The 22257-nt window shown below is 33.8% G+C and carries 14 protein-coding genes; 7 read left to right on the top strand and 7 right to left on the bottom strand.

Annotated elements, in window-relative coordinates; genetic code table 11:
* The first annotated feature begins 75 nt into the window (after positions 1-75).
* The 5 genes from EYY60_RS09325 (at position 76) to EYY60_RS09305 (ending at position 8248) form a co-directional block, all read left to right on the top strand.
* Positions 76-1794 (top strand): BamA/TamA family outer membrane protein, encoded by a 1719-nt coding sequence (locus tag EYY60_RS09325; RefSeq protein WP_132989109.1) that lies wholly within the window; start codon positions 76-78, stop codon positions 1792-1794.
* A gap of 85 nt (positions 1795-1879) precedes the next feature.
* On the top strand, positions 1880-5125 hold the full coding sequence (locus EYY60_RS09320) for a SusC/RagA family TonB-linked outer membrane protein (protein WP_132989108.1): 3246 nt from the start codon (positions 1880-1882) through the stop codon (positions 5123-5125).
* 11 nt (positions 5126-5136) lie between these two features.
* Entirely contained in the window at positions 5137-6582 is a 1446-nt protein-coding gene (locus tag EYY60_RS09315; RefSeq protein WP_132989107.1) for a SusD/RagB family nutrient-binding outer membrane lipoprotein, read from the top strand.
* Positions 6583-6669: 87 nt separating this feature from the next.
* Entirely contained in the window at positions 6670-7404 is a 735-nt protein-coding gene (rlmB, locus tag EYY60_RS09310) for a 23S rRNA (guanosine(2251)-2'-O)-methyltransferase RlmB (RefSeq protein ID WP_132989106.1), read from the top strand.
* Positions 7405-7444: 40 nt separating this feature from the next.
* The gene (locus tag EYY60_RS09305) at positions 7445-8248 is read left to right on the top strand and encodes a DUF2490 domain-containing protein (RefSeq protein WP_132989105.1); all 804 of its coding nucleotides are present in this window, start codon (positions 7445-7447) and stop codon (positions 8246-8248) included.
* Between the two features lie 3 nt (positions 8249-8251).
* Here the strand turns inward: EYY60_RS09305 and EYY60_RS09300 are convergent, their stop codons facing one another.
* Together EYY60_RS09300 and EYY60_RS09295 are read right to left on the bottom strand one after the other, a co-directional pair.
* A complete protein-coding gene (locus tag EYY60_RS09300; protein ID WP_132989104.1) occupies positions 8252-8758 on the bottom strand; it encodes a hypothetical protein in 507 nt (168 codons plus the stop codon).
* 68 nt (positions 8759-8826) lie between these two features.
* Positions 8827-9591, bottom strand: a complete 765-nt coding sequence (locus EYY60_RS09295; RefSeq protein WP_132989103.1) for a rhomboid family intramembrane serine protease — start codon at positions 9589-9591, stop codon at positions 8827-8829.
* A 170-nt stretch (positions 9592-9761) separates the two neighbouring features.
* On the opposite strand from EYY60_RS09295, the gene EYY60_RS09290 reads away from it, so the two are divergent.
* Positions 9762-11039, top strand: a complete 1278-nt coding sequence (locus tag EYY60_RS09290; RefSeq protein WP_132989102.1) for a replication-associated recombination protein A — start codon at positions 9762-9764, stop codon at positions 11037-11039.
* Between the two features lie 14 nt (positions 11040-11053).
* Here EYY60_RS09290 and EYY60_RS09285 read toward each other — a convergent pair whose 3' ends face one another.
* The 5 genes from EYY60_RS09285 to EYY60_RS09265 all read right to left on the bottom strand — a co-directional run bounded on the left by EYY60_RS09285 (position 11054) and on the right by EYY60_RS09265 (position 15522).
* Positions 11054-11842, bottom strand: a complete 789-nt coding sequence (locus tag EYY60_RS09285) for a hypothetical protein (protein WP_132989262.1) — start codon at positions 11840-11842, stop codon at positions 11054-11056.
* A gap of 2 nt (positions 11843-11844) precedes the next feature.
* Positions 11845-12531: a YjjG family noncanonical pyrimidine nucleotidase gene (locus EYY60_RS09280; protein WP_132989101.1), complete on the bottom strand. Its 687-nt coding sequence runs from the start codon at positions 12529-12531 to the stop codon at positions 11845-11847.
* 3 nt (positions 12532-12534) lie between these two features.
* Complete coding sequence (gene radC / locus EYY60_RS09275) at positions 12535-13224, bottom strand: RadC family protein (RefSeq protein WP_132989100.1); 690 nt, start codon at positions 13222-13224, stop codon at positions 12535-12537.
* A 186-nt stretch (positions 13225-13410) separates the two neighbouring features.
* Positions 13411-14766: a UDP-N-acetylmuramate--L-alanine ligase gene (locus EYY60_RS09270; RefSeq protein WP_132989099.1), complete on the bottom strand. Its 1356-nt coding sequence runs from the start codon at positions 14764-14766 to the stop codon at positions 13411-13413.
* A gap of 69 nt (positions 14767-14835) precedes the next feature.
* Entirely contained in the window at positions 14836-15522 is a 687-nt protein-coding gene (locus EYY60_RS09265; RefSeq protein WP_132989098.1) for a tetratricopeptide repeat protein, read from the bottom strand.
* Between the two features lie 131 nt (positions 15523-15653).
* On the opposite strand from EYY60_RS09265, the gene EYY60_RS09260 reads away from it, so the two are divergent.
* Entirely contained in the window at positions 15654-22199 is a 6546-nt protein-coding gene (locus EYY60_RS09260; protein WP_132989097.1) for an alpha-2-macroglobulin family protein, read from the top strand.
* The last annotated feature ends 58 nt before the right edge of the window (positions 22200-22257 follow it).

Genomic DNA, 22257 nt, shown 5'->3' with positions numbered 1-22257 from the left:
CATTAATTTTCAATAACATTATTTAAGCTTATGATTTTACAAACAAAGAATAGATATTTGCAATACTTTTAACAAATGAAAAACCAGCTTTTGAAACTAATTCCACAAATATTCCTTCTTTGCTTCATAAGCCTCTCCTCCCATGCCCAAAATTTTCATTTAACAATAAGAGGAAAAAACAAAGCTGAAACTCAAACAATTGACTCATTAGCCTATAAACCAAATCACATTAATGTAAAATCAATGTTTGACGAAATAAAACTGATTTCAGAAAAACTATCAAAAATCGGATATCTAGAAAACAACATTCAAAACACAATCCAAATAAACGACAGCACTTACAGCTCTGAAATTCAATTAAAACAACAAACAAAATCTATACATATATATATAGGTATAAATAATTCCTTTTTTTACGCCGAAAAAACAAAAAGCGACACCATAATCCTTCCATATATAGAACTCGAAAATTATTTGAACCAAAAAATAATTGACGCCGAAAAACAAGGTTTTGCACTAAGCAAGATCAAACTCGAAAACATCAAAAAAAAGAATTCTGTAATTTATGCAGATTTAAATTTTAAATCTGAAAAAAAACGCATCATAAATTCAATCATTCTTAATTACGCAAATCCAAAAGGGAAAGACTTTTTCCCCAAGGGACACTTAAAGCAACTCAACAAAAAATATCTGAGCAAAACATTTAACCAAGAAACCACGCAACAACTTTACGAGGACATCAACAGTTATGAATTTGTTTCTCAAACAAAATATCCAGAAATACTATTCACAACTGACTCAACCAAAATTTACACTTATATAGAAAAAAGGAAGGCAAATACTTTTGATGGATACATAGGATTTGCAAATGACAAAGATGAAAAAATGAATGTAAATGGATATGTAGACATTTCACTTTTAAACACGCTTCATGCCGGAGAACAATTTTCGCTATACTGGAAAAGCGACGGCAATCAACAAAAAACCTTCAATACAAAAGTTGAGATTCCATATATATTTCAGTCATCTTTAGGAATAAAAGCTCAATTAAACATTTTCAAACAAGACAGCACATTTCAAAACACAAAGACCGCGATTGATCTTGGCTACTTCATAAATTACAATTCCCGAATTTATGCTGGATATCAATCAACTGAGTCGAGCGATATTCAAAATGCAAACAATTCATTTATTAGTGACTTTAAAAATTCTTATTTCACTTCAAGTTTTGATTACAAGAAAACAGACCACAAAAACAATCTTGTACCGAGAAAAGCTTTAGTTAACTGGATTATTGGTTACGGGAAAAGAAGCACAAACAATGATCCTGAAACAGCCGGGACAAGTACACAATTTTATACAAATCTTAATGCATCATATAATTTTGAAATAAACGACAAGAATTTCATTAACATAAATTCACAAAATTTTTATCTCTCAAGCAAAAATTACATTTCGAATGAATTATACCGTTTTGGAGGCATGAATTCTATCCGAGGTTTTTTAGAAAACAGCCTACAATGTAACTTCAATTTTTTAATCCTAACGGAGTATCGATATAAATTTTCAAAAAACATATATATCCACACTATCACTGATTACGGCATCTATCAAGACTTAACATCTACCATCGACCCAAACAAAACAAAAAAGTTAATTGGTGTTGGTATTGGTTCTGTCCTGCAGACGCCCAATGGACTGCTGAGGATTAATCTTACAAACGGAAGTCAAGACATTCAAGAAATACAATTATATAACACTATCGTAAACATATGTTATAATGTTAAATTTTAGTGAGAACGGAAAAAAGTTTAAAGTAATATTAGGATAGTTAACAAATTATTAAGAGTTTTGCGATACTAATTCAAAATATTTAAAAATGAAACTAAAGTTCAATGGATTCTTAGTACTTTTCTTAGTACTAGTGGCGCAACTTACTTTTGCGCAAGAAAGAGCCGTTTCGGGTACTGTTTCTGACAATGCAGGAATGCCTTTACCAGGTGTTAGTGTATTAGTAAAAGGAACAAAATCAGGAACGCAAACTGATTTTGACGGTAAATTTACCATCAAAGCATCATCAAGCCAAATTTTGGTATTTAGCTACATCGGGATGAAAACCCAAGAAGTAGCTGCAAGCTCTACTTCTTTAAACGTAAAATTAGCTGCAGCCGCACAAGAACTTGAAGGAGTTGTTGTTACAACTGCATTAGGTATTAAAAGAGAGAAAAAATCTCTTGGTTATTCTGCACAAACAGTATCTGCTGAACAAGTTGGAACTGTTCCTACAGGAAACTTCACAAATAACTTATCAGGAAAAGTTGCTGGTCTTAGTGTAACTCAAGGTACTAACTTTGGAGGATCTACTAACGTGGTTCTTAGAGGTTACAAATCTCTTTTGGGTGACAACCAGGCTTTATTCGTAGTTGATGGTGTGCCAATTTTGAACAACAACGTAAACAGTAATGACCAAAAAAGTGGTAGAGGTGGTTACGATTACGGTAACGCGGCATCTGATATCAACCCTAACAACATTGCTGAGATCAACGTATTAAAAGGTGCTGCTGCAACAGCTCTTTATGGATCTAGAGCTCAAAATGGTGCGATCATCATTACAACTAAAAAAGGAAAATCTAGAACTGATTTATCAGTTGAATTTTCTTCTTCTTACACAATGTCTACAGTAGACAAAACAACTTTCCCTAAATACCAACAAGAGTACGGAGAAGGTTATTTTGGGCAAAGATTCTCTACTTACAACGGACAACCAAGATCTAGATCTGGAGATGATGCTTCTTACGGACCAAAATATGATGGTTCTTTAGTATGGCAATATGATGCTTTTACTCCAGGTTCTCCTAATTATGGAAAACAAACTCCATGGAAAGTGGCAGAAAATGGTCCAATCGAATTTTTTGATACAGGAACATCTACAATCAACAACATCTCGTTAAATGGAGGTACTGAAAAAGCTACTTACAGATTAACTTACGCAAACACAGACAGCAGAGACATTTTGCCAAACTCATTATTAAGCAAAAACAACTTTAACTTTGCTGGTAGCTACAAATTCAATGACAAATTAAGCTCTACTTTCAACGCGACTTATGTTTCACAAAACACAAGAAACAGAAACTCAACTGGATACGGAGGAAACCAATTAGCTGGTTTCAGACAATGGTGGGCTACAAACGTTGACCTTAACGAGCAAAGAGATCTTTATTTCCAAAGCCGTCAAAACTATACTTGGAATATCAAAAGTGCTGCAGACATTACTCCAGCATACTGGGATAACCCTTACTTCCAAAGATACGAGAACTACAACAACGATAGCAGACAAAGAGTTGCTGCTAACGCTAGTATTACTTACGACGTAAATAAAAACTTAAGCTTTACAGGTAGAATTGGTACTGACGGTTTCAACTTAAAAACAGAAGACAGAATTGCTCCAGGTTCAACTCCAGCAACTCTAGGCTCTAACTCAAACCTTCAAAACCTTCCTGCTCAACCATCTGGATATGCATTAGATTTGTATAACTTCAGTGAGCAAAACTATGATTTCTTAGCTACTTACAAAAAAGACTTAACTGAGGATTTGAATCTTAACTTTTTACTTGGTACAAACTACAACGTACAAAGCAGATTCATTAACCAACAAATGACTTCAGGAGGTTTATACATCCCTGGATTATACACAATCTCTAACTCAGTTTCTGCACCTGCTCTTCCTAGAATCGTAGATACTAGAAAAGAAGTATTAGGTTTATTTGCACAAGCTACGTTAGGATACAAAGGAACTTACTACTTAGAGGGTTCTGTTAGAAGAGATGAGTCTTCTGCTCTTCCAGCTGACAACAATGCATACTGGTATTCTGCAATATCTGGATCTGTTGTTTTCTCAAACTGGTTAAAAGATGTTGAGTTCATCAACTTTGGTAAATTCAGAGCTGCTTATGCTCAAGTAGGTTCTGATACAGATCCAAACCAATTATTAGACAACTATACTGCTAGAACTCCATTCGGAACTCCAGTATATTCTTTCAACACTACTGCTAAAAATCCAAACTTAAAACCACAACGATTAGACAACGTGGAGATAGGTTTGAACATGCAGTTTGCACAAAACAGACTTGGATTTGATGTTGCTTGGTTCCAAAACAAAGCTTTCGATCAAATCTTACCATTACCAGTATCAACTTCTACTGGATCAAACTTCAACACTGTTAATGCTGGTACATTAACTACAAAAGGTTTTGAGGTTACTCTTACAGGAACTCCTGTTAAAACTGACAACTTCTCTTGGGACATTAGCGTTAACTGGTCTAACCCTAACACTAAAGTTACAGAATTGGCTCCAGGTATTGAGAACATCAACATCAACTCTCTACAAGGAGGTATCAGTATCAATGCTCCATTAAACCAAGATTATGGTCAAATTTGGGGAACAACTTACGTATTAGATGATGCTGGTAACAGAATTATCGGTGCTAACGGTGCATACGAAGTTTCTACAACTACTGACAACAAATTGGGAACTTACCAAGCTGATTGGATTGGTGGTATCAACAACAAATTCAACTACAAAAACCTTTCTTTCAGTTTCTTAATTGACATGAAAAAAGGTGGAAGTGTTTTCTCACTTGACCAATACTATGGATATGGAACTGGTATCTATGCTAACTCTGTTGGAAACAACGACTTAGGAAACCCAGTAAGAAATACATTAGCTAACGGTGGTGGTGAAATTTTACAAGGTGTGATGGCAAACCCTGCTTACACTCCAACAAACGGACAACCACAATATGTTACAAATACTACAAGATTAGACAGATCTCAATCTAGCCAAGTTTTAGGTACAGACCCACCTGCTGCTGCATTTGTTTATGACGCTGGATTTGTAAAATTAAGAGAGGTTGTATTGACTTATAATCTTCCTTCAAGCATTTTAGGAAGTGCAATTAAAGGAGCTTCATTTAGCGTAATAGGAAACAACCTTTGGATCATTGACAAAAGCTTACCTTATTCTGATCCAGAAGCTGGATTGTCTTCAGGAAACACTCAAGGTTACCAATCAGGACCTATGCCGACAACAAGAAATATTTCTTTTAATGTCAAAGTTAATTTTTAAAAAAAATGAAAATGAAAAAAATCATAGCAATATTAGCAGTAGGTCTGTCGATGACAGCTTGTGTTAATGAAGATGCAAATACCGATCCAAATAGTGCTTATAGCACTGTACCAGGATCGCTAATCACTTACGCGCAAAAAGAATTAAGCGATTACACTAATACTCCAAGCGTAAATGAGAACAACTTTAGATTGACAATGCAATACTGGCAGGAAACAACTTACGTAAACGAAAGTAACTACGACTTTACGAACCGTAACGTTTCTAACCAAATTTACTCAGACAACTACGTAAACGTATTGAACAATCTTGGTAAAGCTAAAACGATCATTAGTGCTTATGAACCAACTGCAGATGAACTAGCAGCTTGGCCAGCAAACAAAAAGACTCAATTAGCTATTATTGATATCTTGCAAGTTTATACTTTTCAGCTTTTAGTAGATACGTTTGGTAATATTCCTTACACTCAAGCTGCAAACCTTGCTCAATACCCATTACCTGCTTACGATGATGGAGCAACTATTTATGCTGATTTAATTACAAGAATCAATGCTGACATCACTGCTTTAAGCAGTGGAACAGCAAATAGCTTCCCAACATTTGCTGATGGTGACAAAATTTACGGAGGAGATCCAGCTTCTTGGAAAACATTTGCAAACTCTTTAAAATTAAAACTTGCAATTGGAATCGCTGATTCAAACCCAACTTTAGCACAGACTACTGCGCTTGCAGCTATTGCTGGTGGAGTAATGACATCTCCTGCTAGTAATGCACATTTCCCATACTTACCTGCTTCACCAAACTACAACCCTTTATACGAAAACTTAGAGGCTAGTGGTAGAGAAGATTTCGTTGGAGGAAAAACTTTAGTAGATTACATGAATGCTTCTAATGACCCAAGAAGACCAGGTTACTTCACAACTGTAGGTGGCCAATATATTGGTTTACCAATTGGTGAAGGTGGTGAATTTGGAGAGTACTCTCACGCTGGAGATTATGCATACACACCTGACACTCCAGGAAACATCATCACAGCTACAGAGGTTGCTTTTTATGTTGCTGAGGCAAATGCACGTTGGAATACAGCTGCAGCACCAGCAGCTTACAATGCAGCGGTTACTGCTTCAATCTTAGAATGGGGTGGTACAGCAGCTGAAGCTACTGCTTACCTTGCGACAAAACCATACGATCCAGTTAACTGGAAAAAATCAATTGGAGAGCAAGCTTGGGTAGCGATGTACAATCAAGCTTTAGCTGGATGGAATTTCTGGAGAAGATTAGATTTCCCTGTATTACTAGCTCCTCCTACAGCAATTAACAATGCTGGCGGAAAAGTTCCAGTAAGAATGACTTACCCAGTTCTTGAGCAACAAACAAATAACACAAACTGGAAAGCTGCTTCTACAGCTATCGGTGGAGATTTGTTAACTACAAAACTTTTCTGGGATAAATTCTAATTTTAGACCAAAAAACATAATACTAAAGCCACTCTGTTCATTCAGAGTGGTTTTTTTTTATATAAACAATATACCTATATTTGCATCATGGAAAAAGAACATCAAATATTTGGAATTAGAGCCATTATAGAAGCAATTCAGGCCGGAAAAGAAGTCGACAAAGTATTTATACAAAAAGATATTTCTGGCGAATTAATGAAAGACTTAATGAAGGTAATGAAACGTGCCAACATTAATTTCTCTTACGTTCCTGTTGAAAAACTAAATCGCTTGACGCCAAATAACCATCAAGGTGCCGTGGCAACAATTTCACCAATTGGTTTTATGGAATTAGAACAATTAGTTGAATCAACAATTGAGTCTGGCGCAAAACCTTTATTTTTAATTTTGGACCAAATTTCTGATGCAAGAAACTTTGGAGCTATCATCAGAACTGCTGAATGTACGGGCGTAAATGGCATTATTATCCAAAAAGCTGGATCTGCTCCTGTAAATGGAGATACAGTGAAAACATCTGCTGGAGCTGTTTTTAACGTGCCAATCTGTAAAGTCGAGCACATCAAAGATGCTATATTTTATTTGCAAGGATCAGGAATCAAAACGGTTGCCGCTACCGAAAAAACAGATCAAAATATTTACGATATAACCTTAAATGAACCTGTCGCAATTATTATGGGTTCTGAAGATCGAGGAATAAATCCGTCGGTATTAAAAATTGTAGATGAAAAAGCAAAACTGCCAATGTTTGGTTCTATTGGATCATTGAATGTTTCTGTAGCCTGCGGTGCATTTTTATACGAAACGGTTCGCCAAAGAAGCTAAAACTATTGAGAATTAGGTTGACTCATAAACAACAGAATGAATGTCATCAAAAAATACTCATAACATCCTTAAAAGAAATTGTTTAATACTTGTAATTTTCTCAATTACAAGTATTATTCATTCACAAACTACTACTTATAATCAATTCTGGAACGAAATCCAATTTAACCGAACGATCAGTGAAAAGTGGTCTGCCGAATTAAATATTGGAAGCACATACAGCAGTACAGAATCTTCACCTAATTTATTTGAACAGAATATCCAGAGAGTACTTCGTGGCTGGGGACATTATTATTTGACTCCTAGATGGAAATTATCTAGCTTTCTTGCTTATTACAATAACAAAGATGTTCCAGAAATTGGTCAATTTAAATCTCCGGAATGGAGATTTGCTGTACAAGGAATTTATTACTTTCATAAAACCGGCTATACTTTAAGCACCCGCATGAGGCTTGAACTTCGGCATATGAAAAATCAGAACGATGATTATGACAATGTAATTCGCTATCGTCAACAAATTAAATACTTACAGCCAATTAATAGCAAAGTTTTAAGACAAGGTGTTGTTTACGCAATTGCTTCAGACGAACTATACTTCAAATCAGGGGCAAAAGTTACTGGTGAAAGTTTTTTTGATCGAAATAGATTTAATATTGGGGCGGGATATTTATTTGCAGATGATATTCAATTTGAACTAACATATGCCAATGAATTTCTTCCAAGGAGCGATGGCAATCAAACTGTAAATGCAGCATCGGTGACAGTAACTTTCAATAATCTTTTCAAAAATTTAAACAAAAAGTTATTTCACACTCACGAAGAATTGACACCCGAAGATCAATAATTATTACTTCTCCTCTTCTTTCAAAAAACAAGCTAGCTGTCTTATTATAGCTGCCTTGTGCAGTTTAAAAGTATAATCACGAACAAATTCTGTTCCTTCCATTCTAATTTCGGCAACTTGCGCTTCAAATTTAGAAAACGATTCTACATCTTTATCATCAATTAGATATAGAACCTGCATTATAGAATCGTTATTGATATACTGTGTGTCGTAATGTGTGAGCGTATATGTTTTATTATCTGCCAAGTGCATGAGTAAATCGGCCTTAATTTTTTTTCCTTCTTTTTTAGATGGAAATGGCGTTGGCTGTAATGCTATAAAATAATGTTCTTTATCAGTAACAATATTTATTTTCAAAGATTTAGACTTTGTTGTATAGAAAACTTCAGGCTCAAAATAATACATCATCGAACCATCAGCGGCTACTCTGTTTTTAATATCGCATTGAGCAATTATTTTCGTACTTACCAAAACAAGCAAGCCAATAAACACAAAACCTATCTTCTTCATAACAAGCTAAATAAAAGTTGATTTTCATACAAAAATAATCTTTTTTAAGCCAATTCAGAAAACACTGCTCATCTTTTATCCTCTGATTCAGATTTTGTTACGATATAATGCACGGGAAAACTTGAGCTAAAATAGCTATCCTTAAATTCAGATTCTTCTTCGGGTTTTTCAATATTTACAAAGTTTCCGTTTTCATCAAAATGTCTCATAAAAGGATCTTCTTCAGGATTAAAATCAGGTCTTTGCCAATCGTAAACAATAGGTTTGGCATATTCTGGCGTCTTGTAAAGTAATGAAAGCACAAATCCAGTTATCAAACCTGCCAAATGTCCTTCCCATGAAATTGCTGCATCAACATCAGGAAAAACATACCAGATCATTCCTCCATATAACAAAATCACCGAAAGTGAAAGCGCGACCAAACGATAATACCCCGTTTGAATTCCCTTGAAAAAAATAAAGCTAACTAAAACATAAATTAATCCGCTTGCGCCAATATGATAGTTTTCGCGGCCAATAATCCATGTAATTAAACCCGAAAACAAAATTCCGTAACCAATAACCGGAATACTCTGTTTTGGATAAAAATATTGCAAAGCGGCAAGCAAAACCAAAAGCGGAATCGAATTATTATACAAATGCTCCAAATTTTCGTGAATGAAAGGACTAAACAAAACGCCTTGCAAACCCGAAAAATCCCTTGGATAAATTCCGTTTTGGTAAAAATCAAAATCAAACCGAATTTGAAGCCAATAAATGATCCACAAAAAAAGGACAAAAAAAAGTGGAAGTCCAATTACAGCGGTCGAAAACTTGAAATCTTTATCATTCATACTTTTGAAAAATCTGTTCTGTTGATGTCATCAAAAAACTATCCAATTCTAATTTACTGATAATTTGTCATATTATAAAAATGTCTCAGATCGCAACAATCCTTCTCCGAATCATTTGTTTTTAACTTTTAGAGACAAAATCTAAAATTAAAAAACAGTAATTTTGTAATATGGAAGCACCTTTAGCCGAGCGTATTCGCCCACAAAAATTAGAAGATTATGTAAGTCAGAGCCATTTAGTTGGCCCTAACGGATCTTTGACACAACAAATTTCAAAAGGAATTATTCCGTCTTTAATTTTTTGGGGACCTCCCGGCACTGGAAAAACCACTTTGGCACAAATTATTGCGCAGGAGTCAAAACGTCCGTTTTATATCCTTAGCGCCATAAATTCTGGTGTAAAAGACATTCGTGATGTAATTGACAAAGCAAAGCAAAGTGGTGGCTTATTTACTGCCAAAAATCCGATTTTATTTATTGATGAGATTCATCGTTTTAGCAAATCACAGCAAGATTCGCTTTTAGCAGCAGTTGAAAAAGGCTGGATCACTTTAGTTGGCGCAACGACAGAAAATCCAAGTTTCGAAGTTATTCCGGCATTATTGTCGCGTTGTCAGGTTTACATCTTAAATGCGTTTACAAAAGAAGACCTGGAAGCGTTATTGCATCGTTCGATGAAAGTAGATACTTACCTAGCTTCCCAAAAAATAATCTTAAAGGAAACTGAAGCATTATTACGACTTTCTGGCGGAGACGGCAGAAAACTACTCAATATTTTCGAATTGGTCGTAAATGCCTCTGCAGGTGACGAAATTACAATCACAAATGATCGCGTTTTTGAACTTGTACAACAAAACACTGTTTTATATGACAAAACAGGTGAACAGCATTATGATATTATTTCGGCATTTATAAAATCGATTCGTGGAAGCGATCCTAATGGAGCCGTTTATTGGCTCGCACGAATGATTGAAGGCGGTGAAGATGTAAAATTTATTGCCAGAAGAATGTTGATTTTAGCAAGCGAAGATATTGGCAATGCTAATCCGACAGCTCTTATCATGGCCAATAATACTTTTCAAGCCGTAACAACTATTGGCTATCCTGAAAGTCGTATTATTTTGAGTCAATGTGCAATTTATTTGGCAACATCTCCCAAAAGCAATACATCTTATATGGCAATTGGAAATGCACAGCAATTGGTAAAACAGACTGGCGATCTTCCGGTTCCAATTCATTTACGAAATGCACCAACCAAACTAATGAAAGAACTGGGTTATGGCGATGATTATAAATATTCGCATGATTATGCCAATAATTTTGCCGAACAGGAATTTTTGCCTGATGCCATAAAAAAAACGGTTCTTTACAATCCGGGGAACAATTCTAGAGAGAATAGCACCCGCGAATTTTTAAAGAACCGCTGGAAAGATAAATATGGTTATTAAGCCAAATTTTATTTTTAGAATTTAACTGAAACTTTTTCAGAAACTAATTTATCGTTTTGATAGTATTCAAAAAACCATTGATTGTCTTTAGCATTCAAAGTTCCTTGAACTCCATCTTTAATCGCAATGAATGAATCTGGACGTGACGTTTTCAATAATTTCATTACCACTTTTGGTGTTTTGTCAATTAATTGAAATCCGTTATCTGTTGGCTGTGCGTAAAGCAAGTTTGGATCTGTAACATCAGGAACCGGAGTCGCGACAGTTGTCTGTACTTGTGCTTGAGCAGGCTTAGCTGCCGCCGCAACTGCAACTGGAGCTGCCGTAATCATACCTGCTTTTCCGCTAGGAGTAACTGTTTTTCCGCTATATTTATAATGAAGATTGTTGATTGAAATAAAGGCCATATTCAAACTTTCTCTATATGCTATTTCATAATCTTTTTCTTTGCTTTTTCCAACTTCAGAAGTATAAACTACTGTACCGTAACAATCTTTTAGCTCCACAAAAAGTTTAGTAACCAAAAAACCGTTATCTTTTTTTACATCCATATATAAAAGCTGGCAACGATCATTAAGTTCAGCCGGAAGTTCTTCATTGGCATAAAAAGCCTGAAAACCAGCTTTAGTCAAATTTCCTTTGCTTATTGTTGACATTCTGTATTGATTGTCTGATTTTAAGAAATCATATTTTAAAGGCACTATAACCGCTTTGTAATCATTAACAGCTTGTGAAGATTGAGCAGATTGTGCAAACCCAACAACCGAAACAAAAAGTACAGTCAACAAAAATTTAATTTTCATCATTATAAATATTTTTTAAGTTCTAATAAATGGTTTATTTGTTTAATATTTTGAGCAACATCAATTTTTTTCTCATTAAAGAAAATGGCATCCAAACCTGCATTTAATGCACCATTGACATCTGCATCTAAACAGTCGCCAATCATGATACTGTTTTCTTTTGAAGCTTGAGCCAAATTTACAGCATAATCAAAGATAATACTATTTGGTTTTTTTACACCAGCTAATTCAGAATTTGTAATGGTATCAAAATAACCCGAAAGTGATGCATTGTTTATTTTCTTATCTTGAACTTTTGCAAAGCCATTTGTAATGATATGCAATCTGTATTTGGGTTTAAGATATTCCAATACCTCGATCGCTCCATCAAAAAGATGATTGTTATCAGTCAAATATTCAATATAATCATTTGCAATTTCATTGATACTTTCATCTGAAATTTCATAATTCAATGCATCAAAAGAAAGCTTTAATCTGTTGTAACGCAATTCAACATGAGTTATTTCATCGTTTTGATATAACTTCCAACAAGACTGATTGATAGGAATATATTTTTCAATAAAATCCTCAGTTTTGATTTCTGGATATTTTGTCTTGAAAATACGATCAAAAGCCATTTCTGAGTTTTTGTCAAAATCCCAAAGTGTATGGTCTAAATCAAAAAAGATGTCGGTAATAGTGGTATTCATAATCTAAAAAATTCCTTCATCTACAAAACTATAATATTTTGATTCAGTTATGATCAAATGGTCCAAAACTTTAACATCTAAACTTTCACCTACCTGTTTTATGCGTTTGGTAATCTGTATGTCAGCTTCACTGGGAGATAAATTTCCTGACGGATGATTATGACACAAAATCAAGCTAGTAGCTCCATTTTCAAGTGCCAGTTTAAAAACCAGCCTAACATCAACAACGGTTCCTGTAATACCACCTTTACTTAATTGGGACTTTGAAATAACCTTATTAGAATTATTCAGAAAAAGTACCCAAAATTCTTCATGAGCCAATTCACCAATAATAGGAACCATCAATTCAAAAACTAATTTGCTCAATGTAATTTTAATCAACTCCGCTGCATCTTCAGCCCGACGACGACGTCCGAGCTCCATAGCTGCGATAATGGTGATCGCCTTTGCCTCGCCTATCCCTTTAAAATTCATTAATTGCGAAATCGACATTTTCCCTAAAGCGTTGAGACTTTCAGCATTCTTCAAAATTCTTTTGCTTAAATCAACAGCCGATTCATTTCGGCTTCCAGAGCCAATCAAAATTGCAATTAATTCGGCATCACTTAAAACACTTTTTCCTTTAAGCATTAATTTTTCACGAGGCCTATCGTCTTCTGACCAATTTGTAATTGGGAAATGAGCTTGTTCCATAAATTAGATAATTTTTGAAAAGCTAATATATCAAAAAGAAAGAAAAATCGCTCAAAATAAAAAAATAGAAAATATGGCAATTAGATAATTAGAAAATTTATCAATTGGAAAATTCCAAGCTCCAAAAAAAAAGCCGATTGTCTGTAACAATCGGCATATTATCTCATTGACTAATTGACAAATTATCTAATTAATCAAACCTTTAACTTCGTCAAAATTCAATCCGCCGTAATTTCCAGAACTCATTAATAAAAGTGCCGAATTATCTAAATTCAAATTGAACAAATATTCTTTGAATTCAGCTGGATTTGTATAAATAATTAAATCTTTTCTGTTGAATGCTGTAGCAATCTGATCGTAAGTCACTTCTTCTAATTGTTTGATCTTGACAGCATCTGGCGAATAAAATACCACTGCAACATCAGCATATTCTAGCGCACCTTCATACTCTTTCAAAAATGCAGCATTTAAACTGCTGTACGTATGCAATTCCAAACAAGCAACTAAAGTTCTGTTCGGATATTGTTCTTTAACCGCTTTTGTAGTTGCGGCAACTTTACTTGGTGAGTGTGCAAAATCTTTATATGCCACTTTTCCTTTTCCTTCAGCAATTTTTTCCAAACGTTTTGATGCACCTTTAAAACTAGCAATTGCTTCATAAAAATCAGCTTCGTCAACACCCATATTTTGACAAATCCATTTTGCTCCTGCTAGATTATTCAAATTGTGAGCGCCAAAAACTTCAATTGGCATATCGCCTTCGGGAGTTTCTAATAAAGTTACACCATCATTTACGCTATAATTTGGAGTTGAATAAGCCAGTTTACGAATTGGATTCGTCGCTGCTTCGGCAACACGTTTTACTTCTGGATCATTTTCATTATATACTAAAATACCACCGTTTGTAATTTTTTGAATGAAAATTTCAAACTGCTCTACATAATTTTCATAAGTTGGAAACACATTAATATGATCCCAAGCAATTCCAGAAATCAAAGCAATATTTGGCTGATATAAATGAAATTTCGGACGTCTGTCAATTGGCGAAGACAAATACTCATCACCTTCCAAAACCATAAAATCATTTTCTTCAGTAAGATGAACCATCGTGTCAAAACCTTCCAACTGCGCCCCTACCATATAATCTACAGCAATATTATGATAATGCATAACGTGCAAAATCATCGAAGTAATTGTCGTTTTACCATGAGAACCGCCAATTACAACACGCGTTTTATTTTTAGATTGTTCGTATAAAAATTCCGGATACGAATAAATTTTCAATCCCAATTCCTGCGCTTTCAGCAATTCTGGATTATCTGCTTTTGCGTGCATTCCTAAAATGATTGCATCGATATCAGCAGTAATTTTTTCTGGAAACCAGCCTAATTCAGCCGGAAGAATTCCTTTTTTTTCTAATCTTGATTTTGATGGCTCAAAAATAGCATCGTCGCTTCCTGTAACCTGATATCCTTTGTTATGCAATGCTAATGCTAAGTTGTGCATTGCACTTCCGCCTATCGCGATGAAATGTGTTTTCATTTAAAATTTCAATTTATTAAATTCCAAATTCCAATTAATTTTTCAGAATTCGGTTTTGAGATTTTTATTTTAAGCTTCGAATTTTCGTTTCAAATCCTGTGCTTTTTTTGTGTCTTTTAATTTGTTCAAATATAAATTATATAATTTTTGAAACGTGACTTTTGAATTGCCAATTTCATGTGCTTTTTTATAATTTTTTTCAGCCGAATCATATCTTTTAAAATATTCGTCGATTCGTCCTCTGGATAAATAACCGTCAACAGGTGAAAATTGGGCTAATTCATTTGAATATGCGAGTGCTTTTGATTCGCTTCCGCCAAGAATTCCAGGCAATTGCAAATAAATTTCTATCAATGCCCATCTGGCCTGAACGTGTTTCGGATTGAGTTCAATGGCTTTTTCAAAAGCTTCTTTCATATCGCCCACCATTCCAAAAGCTTTGATTCTATTCACTTCTAAAGAATGCATTGCCAAACAGCCTCCATATTTAAAAAAATAATCGGCTACAGTGGGTTTCAATTCTTTTAATTTTTTGAAATATTCTGCACCTTTCACCCAAGATTTTTGGTGCGCCGAAATTTCACCCAAATACTCCAACGTTTTTACATCTGATGGATTATTTTTTAAAATTCCTTCAAAAAGCAATTGGGCTTCACTGTATTTTTTAGACTGAAATAATTTTTCTGCTTTTTCAAAATTAGACTGTGACCAACAGCATATTGGAACAATTAAAAAGAAAATTAGCAACTTTTTCATATATCAAAAATAAGGAAATAAAAAATGCATCATTTGCTTTTGAACAGAAATTAGTAATTTGTACGAAAAATATTTTTAATCGCAAACCAACCTTTTCCACAAAACAATACTCTATACAAGAAAACCGATTTATGAAAAATATATTATTTGTATTCTTATTTCTTTCGACAGCAATTTTCGCACAACAAAACGATAAAAAATGGGATAAAGTTATTGCTCTTGAAACCGAAGGAAAAATAAGATCTGCAAATGAAATTGTCGTCGATATTTACAAAAATGCAAAAGCAAAAAAAGACGAAGAACAAATCATAAAATCCTTTTTCTACCAATCGAAATACATTCAAATTCTTGAAGAAGATGCTCAAACTAAGATTATAAACAATTTAAAACTGACTATAAGCCAAGTTTCTGTCCCTTCTAAAGCTATTCTAAAAATAGTCTACGCAAAATGTCTGAATGATTATTTCTACAAAAGCAATTATCAAATCAGAAGCCGAACTAATATTGAAACGGCCGATGCTGATTTCTTGACTTGGACTGAAAAGAACTTTAAAAATCATATAAATGAGGCAATGGCTGAAACATTGCAAAATGAAAATCTTTTAAAAAATACAATGATAAGCATATATGAAAAGATATTTGATTATACCTATTCAGAAAAATTCAAGACCGAAAATTTGTACGATTATGTTTTAGCCGAAAACATCAATTTTTACACTCAAAAATTATCTACTTGGCAAATTCCTAAAAATATTTTTATTCCTTATAAAAAAGATTTCTTTGGAAATTCTTCGGCATTTACAAAACTGAATTTAGACTTTATAAATGACCAAAATCTTCACTTGGTCATCTCACTTTATCAAAAAAAAGAAAGAGATAATCCGTCATCACAAAATCAATTTGAACGTTTGCTTTTTTGCAAAAATTATTTATTTCAGACAGATGATGATTATTTGAAAGCATTAAATAAAATTCAGAAAAATACCGATAGCAAAACTTTAATTCAAAAGATTCAACTTGAAAAGACTCAGTATTTAATTTCATCAGCATCAAAAAAACTGCATCCAGATTACAATAGTAGAGCACTTGCAACTTTAGACAGCATTATAGACGTCAACAACAATTCAAATGCACGCGAAAATGCTTTCAACCAAAAACAAAATCTACTTTCAAAATCAATTACGGTACAACTTCAAAAATACATTTACAACAATGAAAACACACGTGCCCACATTAAGTACAAAAATGTAGAAAATTTAAAAATTTCATTCTACAAAATCGACCAGAAACAAGTTTTATCTTTCACTGGTTATAGTTTTTCTAGAGATGCTTACGCCGAGGAAATCGCAAAAAACAAACAGCCCGAAATAACAGAAACTTATACCCTAAAAAATAAAAAAGACTATTTTCAGTACTCCACAGAGGTATTGTTGCCTCATTTGAAAACAGGTTCGTATCTTGTTTACTTTGAAACCACAAAAGATACAGAAGGAGAAAAAGCAACCGCTTATGAAACCTTAACTGTAACCAATTTTACAATAGCAGCATCTGAAACCAATGGAATTGAAACATATCAGGTTTTAGATCGGAAAAATGGTAACCCAATCAAAAATGCCACTTTCAAATCACCAAGATTTACTACTATAACAGATAAGAACGGCAAAGTTTCTTATCAACAAAAAAGTAATAACCGAAATTACGAAACGCTTCAAGTTGCCTCTGAAAATGATACTATTACAATTGACAATAGTTACATTAATCGAATTTATTCCTATTCAGCAAATCAGCAAGAAAACTTAAGAGCGAAAGTAGAATTTTATTTGGATCGTGCGATTTATCGTCCAGGTCAAACTGTATATTTCAAAGGAATTGCGATTCAGAAAAATAGCGATAAAACAACCATAGTTCCGAACACTGCTTTTCAAGTTCTTGTTAAAGATCCCAACTCCAATAAAATTGAAGAATTCAATATCACAACAAATGAATTTGGTTCATTTTCTGGAGAGTTCACTTTGCCAAAAACGGGATTAACTGGTTCATTTAAAATTACAGCCGAAAGACCTGCTGATTTTGAAAAAGAAAAGGAGAAATATCCATTCTGGTTAAACACTGATTTCGATTACTCACAAACAAATTTCAAGGTCGAAGAATACAAACGTCCAAAGTTTGAAGTTTTATTTGATCCTAAAAAAGAAAGTTTTCAAGTCAATCAATCCGTAAAAATTAAAGGTTCTGCAAAAGCTTTTGCTGGCAGCAATGTTTCAGATGCAACAGTAAATTACACTGTTACTCGTTATACAAACTACACGAGAAATTATTTTGGAAAAGAAGATGAAGAAGAAATTACCGAAGGCGAGGTTAAAACTGATGCTTCTGGAAAATTCACAATTGACTTTGTTGCCTTGCCTCCTGAAGATGCAAATAAAGCACAATTACCCATTTTTACTTATGAGATTGAGGTTTCTGTTACTGATATTAATGGCGAAACTCATGATTCAGGAACTTCTATAAAAGTTGGCTATCATGATTTGATTTTGGAAGCCTCATTGCCAAATAAAATTCAAACTAAAGACAAAAACAACATTCTATTAACCAGCACAAACCTAAACGGCGAATCCAAAGCTATAAAAGGCGAAGTAAAAATGTATTTTGTTCGTCCGCTTTTGAATAAGTTTAAAACTAGAGAATTAGAAAAACCTGAAATCGAAACCATTTCAGATGAAGATTTCGAAAAATTATTCCCTTTTGAAATCACAGGAAAAGAGTTCTTAGAAGATCCCGAAGAAATTTTAGTGTATTCAAAAAAAGTGGATACCGAAAAAGATAAAACGATTCTCCTGGATTTTATTTCAAATTATAAATCAGGAAGCTATAAAATTGTTTTTAGCGCAAATGACAGTTTTAAAAATTTAATTGAGGCTACAACAAATTTCGAGCTTACGCAAAGCAAAGACAAATACGATTCGAGTAAATTATTTACCATACAACAAATTAATGACGATCCAAAAAAGGATGGCTTTGTTGAATTAAAAGTAACTTCACCAATTTCTGACTTATATATTAACACTGCAGGAAATTATAAAAGCACTGTTTTTTTTGAAGAAACCTATCATCTTCAAAACAATGAACTTATAATTAGAATTCCTCTTAAATCTGAATTTGAAAAGATATTAAAACTAACATTTGAAAGTGTTTTTGAAAACCAAGTTTTTAATGACGAATTAAATGTTACACTAAAAAGTGAAATCCCAAAATTAGAATGGAAAGCGAAAAGTTTTAGAAATAAAATTGAGCCCGGGAGTAATGAAACTTGGTCGTTTCAATTAAAAGCAGAAAACTCTAAAAAAGAAGCCGAAGTTCTTGCCTCTATGTACGACAGTTCTTTGGATAAATTCACAACTAAGGAATGGATGGCGCCGGAAATAAATAGTTACAACTATAATTCTGGCAACAGGAAAACGGTCTTAGGTTTTGGTCAAATATATCAAACAATCAAAAACTTAAACAGTTATATTTCAAAAGTACAGTACACAAATGAGTCGACAAACTTAATTTGGTTTGGTTTTGATTTTAATAATCCAAACAATGCATATCAGCAAAGTCAATATTTAAAACAACTCACTAAAAAAGTACGAAAACCGTCAAACGCAAAACTGATTTCAGGCATTATAACAGACAATACGGGATTACCACTTCCTGGTGTTTCAGTAACGGTAAAAGGCACAAAAAGAACTACAATTTCAAGTTTTGACGGTTATTATGAAATTGATGCCGCTACTGGCGAAGAAATAATTTTCTCTTATATTGGAACAAAAACAACTTCAGCAAAAGTAGGCAAGACTAAAATTATAAATCAAACTTTAGAAGACGATTCTAATAGTCTAAAAGAAGTTGTCGTTACGGCTTATGGCGTTCAAAAAAAACAATCTGTTACTGGCTATGCAACACAGGTGTCAGCTGCACGTATGGTAGTTGAAGAAGATAATGCTGTTTATAATGCTTCACGCATAGATGGGGCGGTTCCAAGGGGAGTACAGATAGTTCCTGGTGATATAAACAATCCTGAATATTATTTTCAAACCAATAAAGTAAAGTTTATTCCTGGCCAAAAAATCACGAGTGGCTTAACCTCAATGGTAATAAACGCCTCAACATTATATATAATTGATGGAGAAATTTCATCTGAAGAAAATTTCAAAAAATTAAATCCAGAAGAGTTGCTTGACATCGACTTTCTAAATCCGGATAAAGCCATAAAAATCTATGGAAGCAAGGGTTCAGAAGGAGCAATACTTATTACAACCAAAAAATCACTAGAAGTATTAAGTCAAGTAAAAGCACGAAAAAATCTATCTGAGACTGCTTTCTTTTTTCCGCATTTAAAAACCGACGAAAAAGGAAATATAAGTTTCAACTTTACTTCTCCTGAGGCACTGACTGCTTGGAAACTTCGTTTATTAGCGCATAATAAAGATGCCGTTTCTGGTTATTTAGAGAAAAGTGTCGTTACTCAAAAAGAATTGATGGTTTTACCGAATTTCCCGAGATTCTTGAGAGAAAAAGATACGATTGTCATTAGTGCCAAAATTTCGAATGTAACCAACGAAATAAAAACTGGAATCGCAACTTTACAGTTTTTTGACGCCACAACCATGCAACCAATTGATGCAAAAATGTTGAATGCAAAAAACATAAAAAACTTTACAATTCCTGCTTTTGGCAACACAACCGCAAACTGGACAATTGCAATTCCTGAAGGTTTACAAGGCGTTCAATATAAAATTGTAGCAAAAGCTGGTAATTTCTCAGATGGAGAAGAAAACATAATTCCTGTTCTGACGAATAATATGCTTGTTACGGAAAGTATTCCGCTTTGGGTTCGTGAAAATTCAACTAAAGAATACACGTTTGAAAACTTAAAAAACAACACTTCAACGACTTTAAGAAATCATCAATTTACTTTGGAATACACTTCAAATCCAACTTGGATTGCCATTAAGTCGCTTCCTTATTTGATGGAATACGAACATGAATGTGCCGAACAGACTTTTGCTCGTTTTTATGCGAATGCTTTAGCATCAGAAATTATTTCGAGCAATCCGAAAATTGCTGCAATTTTTGAAACTTGGAGAAAAAACGGAAAACTGAATTCTAAATTAGAAGAAAACGAAGAATTAAAATCGATAATTCTTGCCGAAACGCCTTGGCTGAAAGATGCACAAAATGAAGATGAACAGAAGAAAAACTTGGCGCTTTTGTTTGATTTAGAAAAAATGAAAACTTCGCAAGAAGCAACTTTCGAAAAATTAAAACAGAAACAAAAAGCATCTGGAGGTTTTCCATGGTTCGATGGCTACGAAGAAAGCGAATATATTACAAGACATATTCTCGCTGGACTTGGACACTTGGCTAAGCTGAGCCAATCTGAAGATAATGAAGAAAAAATAGATGAAATTGCTAAAACTGGAATATCATTCTTAGACAATAATTTTCTAGAGTATCATAAAAATCGAAGTAAAAACCTAAAGGCAACTGACAAATTAATCTGGATCAATCCTCATTCTGATTTGCATTATTTCTATACCAGAAGTTTCTATTTAAAAAAATACCCTTTGTCTGATGAATTGAAAAAGGCTTCAAAATTATACTTAGAAATGGCTAAAAAAGATTGGTTACAATATTCTCTTTACGAAAAAGGATTGACAGCTTTGACTTTAAATCGTTTTGGTGAAAAAGAAACGGCTAAGAAAATCATCGAAAGTTTGAAAGAAACTTCCTCAAACAACGAAGATTGGGGAATGTACTGGATTGCCAATAAAGCGGGATGGTATTGGTATCAGGCGCCTATAGAAACTCAGGCTTTATTAATTGAGGCTTTCGCCGAAGTGACAAACGACACGAAATCTGTTGATGCAATGAAAGTCTGGCTTTTAAAAAACAAACAAACCAAAAATTGGCCCACAACAAAATCAACAACCGAAGCTATTTATGCTTTATTAATGCAAGGAACTGATTGGCTTTCGGTAAAAGATAATACGGTCATCAAATTAGGAGATGAAAAAATTGTAACCAAAAAATTAGCCGAAAATGAAAAAGAAGCTGAAACGGGTTACATCAAACTAAACTGGAAACCTGAAGAAATAAAAAAAGAGATGGCGTCGATCAAAATCGAAAACAAATCTAAAGTTCCAGGATTTGGTGGCGTTTACTGGCAATATTTTGAAGATTTGGATAAAATCAAAAACAATTCGGGTGCAGTTTTATCTGTTTCGAAAGAATTATACCTGGAGAAAAACACTTTAAAAGGCGACGAATTACAAAAAATCACAACTGAAAATTCTCTAAAAGTTGGTGACTTAGTTACAGTTCGTTTAATTATTACTTCTAAAGAAGATATGGAATATGTTCATTTAAAAGATATGCGTGCTTCTTGTTTTGAACCTGTAAACGTTCTTTCAGAATATCAGTATCGAGATCGATTAGGATATTATATGAGTACAAAAGACGTGGCAACACATTTCTTCTTTGACCGAATCAACAAAGGAACTTATGTTTTAGAATATGACATAAGAGTAAATAACATTGGAGAATTCTCAAATGGAATTACAACCATCCAGAGTATGTACGCTCCAGAATTTACAAGTCATACAAAAGGAATTCGAGTGAAGGTTCAATAAAAAAATCCGCCACGAATTCACGAATTTTATTTAATTAATTCGTGAATTCGTGGCGGAA

Source organism: Flavobacterium zhairuonense (assembly GCF_004352915.1).
In the GTDB taxonomy this organism is placed as follows: domain Bacteria; phylum Bacteroidota; class Bacteroidia; order Flavobacteriales; family Flavobacteriaceae; genus Flavobacterium; species Flavobacterium zhairuonense.
This window is presented reverse-complemented; position numbering and strand designations above follow the sequence as displayed.

Bases quoted from the DNA above. Each gene is read 5' to 3' on its own strand.
- EYY60_RS09325 (WP_132989109.1), top strand. From the start codon at position 76: ATGAAAAACCAGCTTTTGAAACTAATTCCACAAATATTCCTTCTTTGC.
- EYY60_RS09320 (WP_132989108.1), top strand. From the start codon at position 1,880: ATGAAACTAAAGTTCAATGGATTCTTAGTACTTTTCTTAGTACTAGTG.
- EYY60_RS09315 (WP_132989107.1), top strand. From the start codon at position 5,137: ATGAAAAAAATCATAGCAATATTAGCAGTAGGTCTGTCGATGACAGCT.
- rlmB (WP_132989106.1), top strand. From the start codon at position 6,670: ATGGAAAAAGAACATCAAATATTTGGAATTAGAGCCATTATAGAAGCA.
- EYY60_RS09305 (WP_132989105.1), top strand. From the start codon at position 7,445: ATGTCATCAAAAAATACTCATAACATCCTTAAAAGAAATTGTTTAATA.
- EYY60_RS09300 (WP_132989104.1), bottom strand. From the start codon at position 8,758: ATGAAGAAGATAGGTTTTGTGTTTATTGGCTTGCTTGTTTTGGTAAGT.
- EYY60_RS09295 (WP_132989103.1), bottom strand. From the start codon at position 9,591: ATGAATGATAAAGATTTCAAGTTTTCGACCGCTGTAATTGGACTTCCA.
- EYY60_RS09290 (WP_132989102.1), top strand. From the start codon at position 9,762: ATGGAAGCACCTTTAGCCGAGCGTATTCGCCCACAAAAATTAGAAGAT.
- EYY60_RS09285 (WP_132989262.1), bottom strand. From the start codon at position 11,842: ATGAAAATTAAATTTTTGTTGACTGTACTTTTTGTTTCGGTTGTTGGG.
- EYY60_RS09280 (WP_132989101.1), bottom strand. From the start codon at position 12,531: ATGAATACCACTATTACCGACATCTTTTTTGATTTAGACCATACACTT.
- radC (WP_132989100.1), bottom strand. From the start codon at position 13,224: ATGGAACAAGCTCATTTCCCAATTACAAATTGGTCAGAAGACGATAGG.
- EYY60_RS09270 (WP_132989099.1), bottom strand. From the start codon at position 14,766: ATGAAAACACATTTCATCGCGATAGGCGGAAGTGCAATGCACAACTTA.
- EYY60_RS09265 (WP_132989098.1), bottom strand. From the start codon at position 15,522: ATGAAAAAGTTGCTAATTTTCTTTTTAATTGTTCCAATATGCTGTTGG.
- EYY60_RS09260 (WP_132989097.1), top strand. From the start codon at position 15,654: ATGAAAAATATATTATTTGTATTCTTATTTCTTTCGACAGCAATTTTC.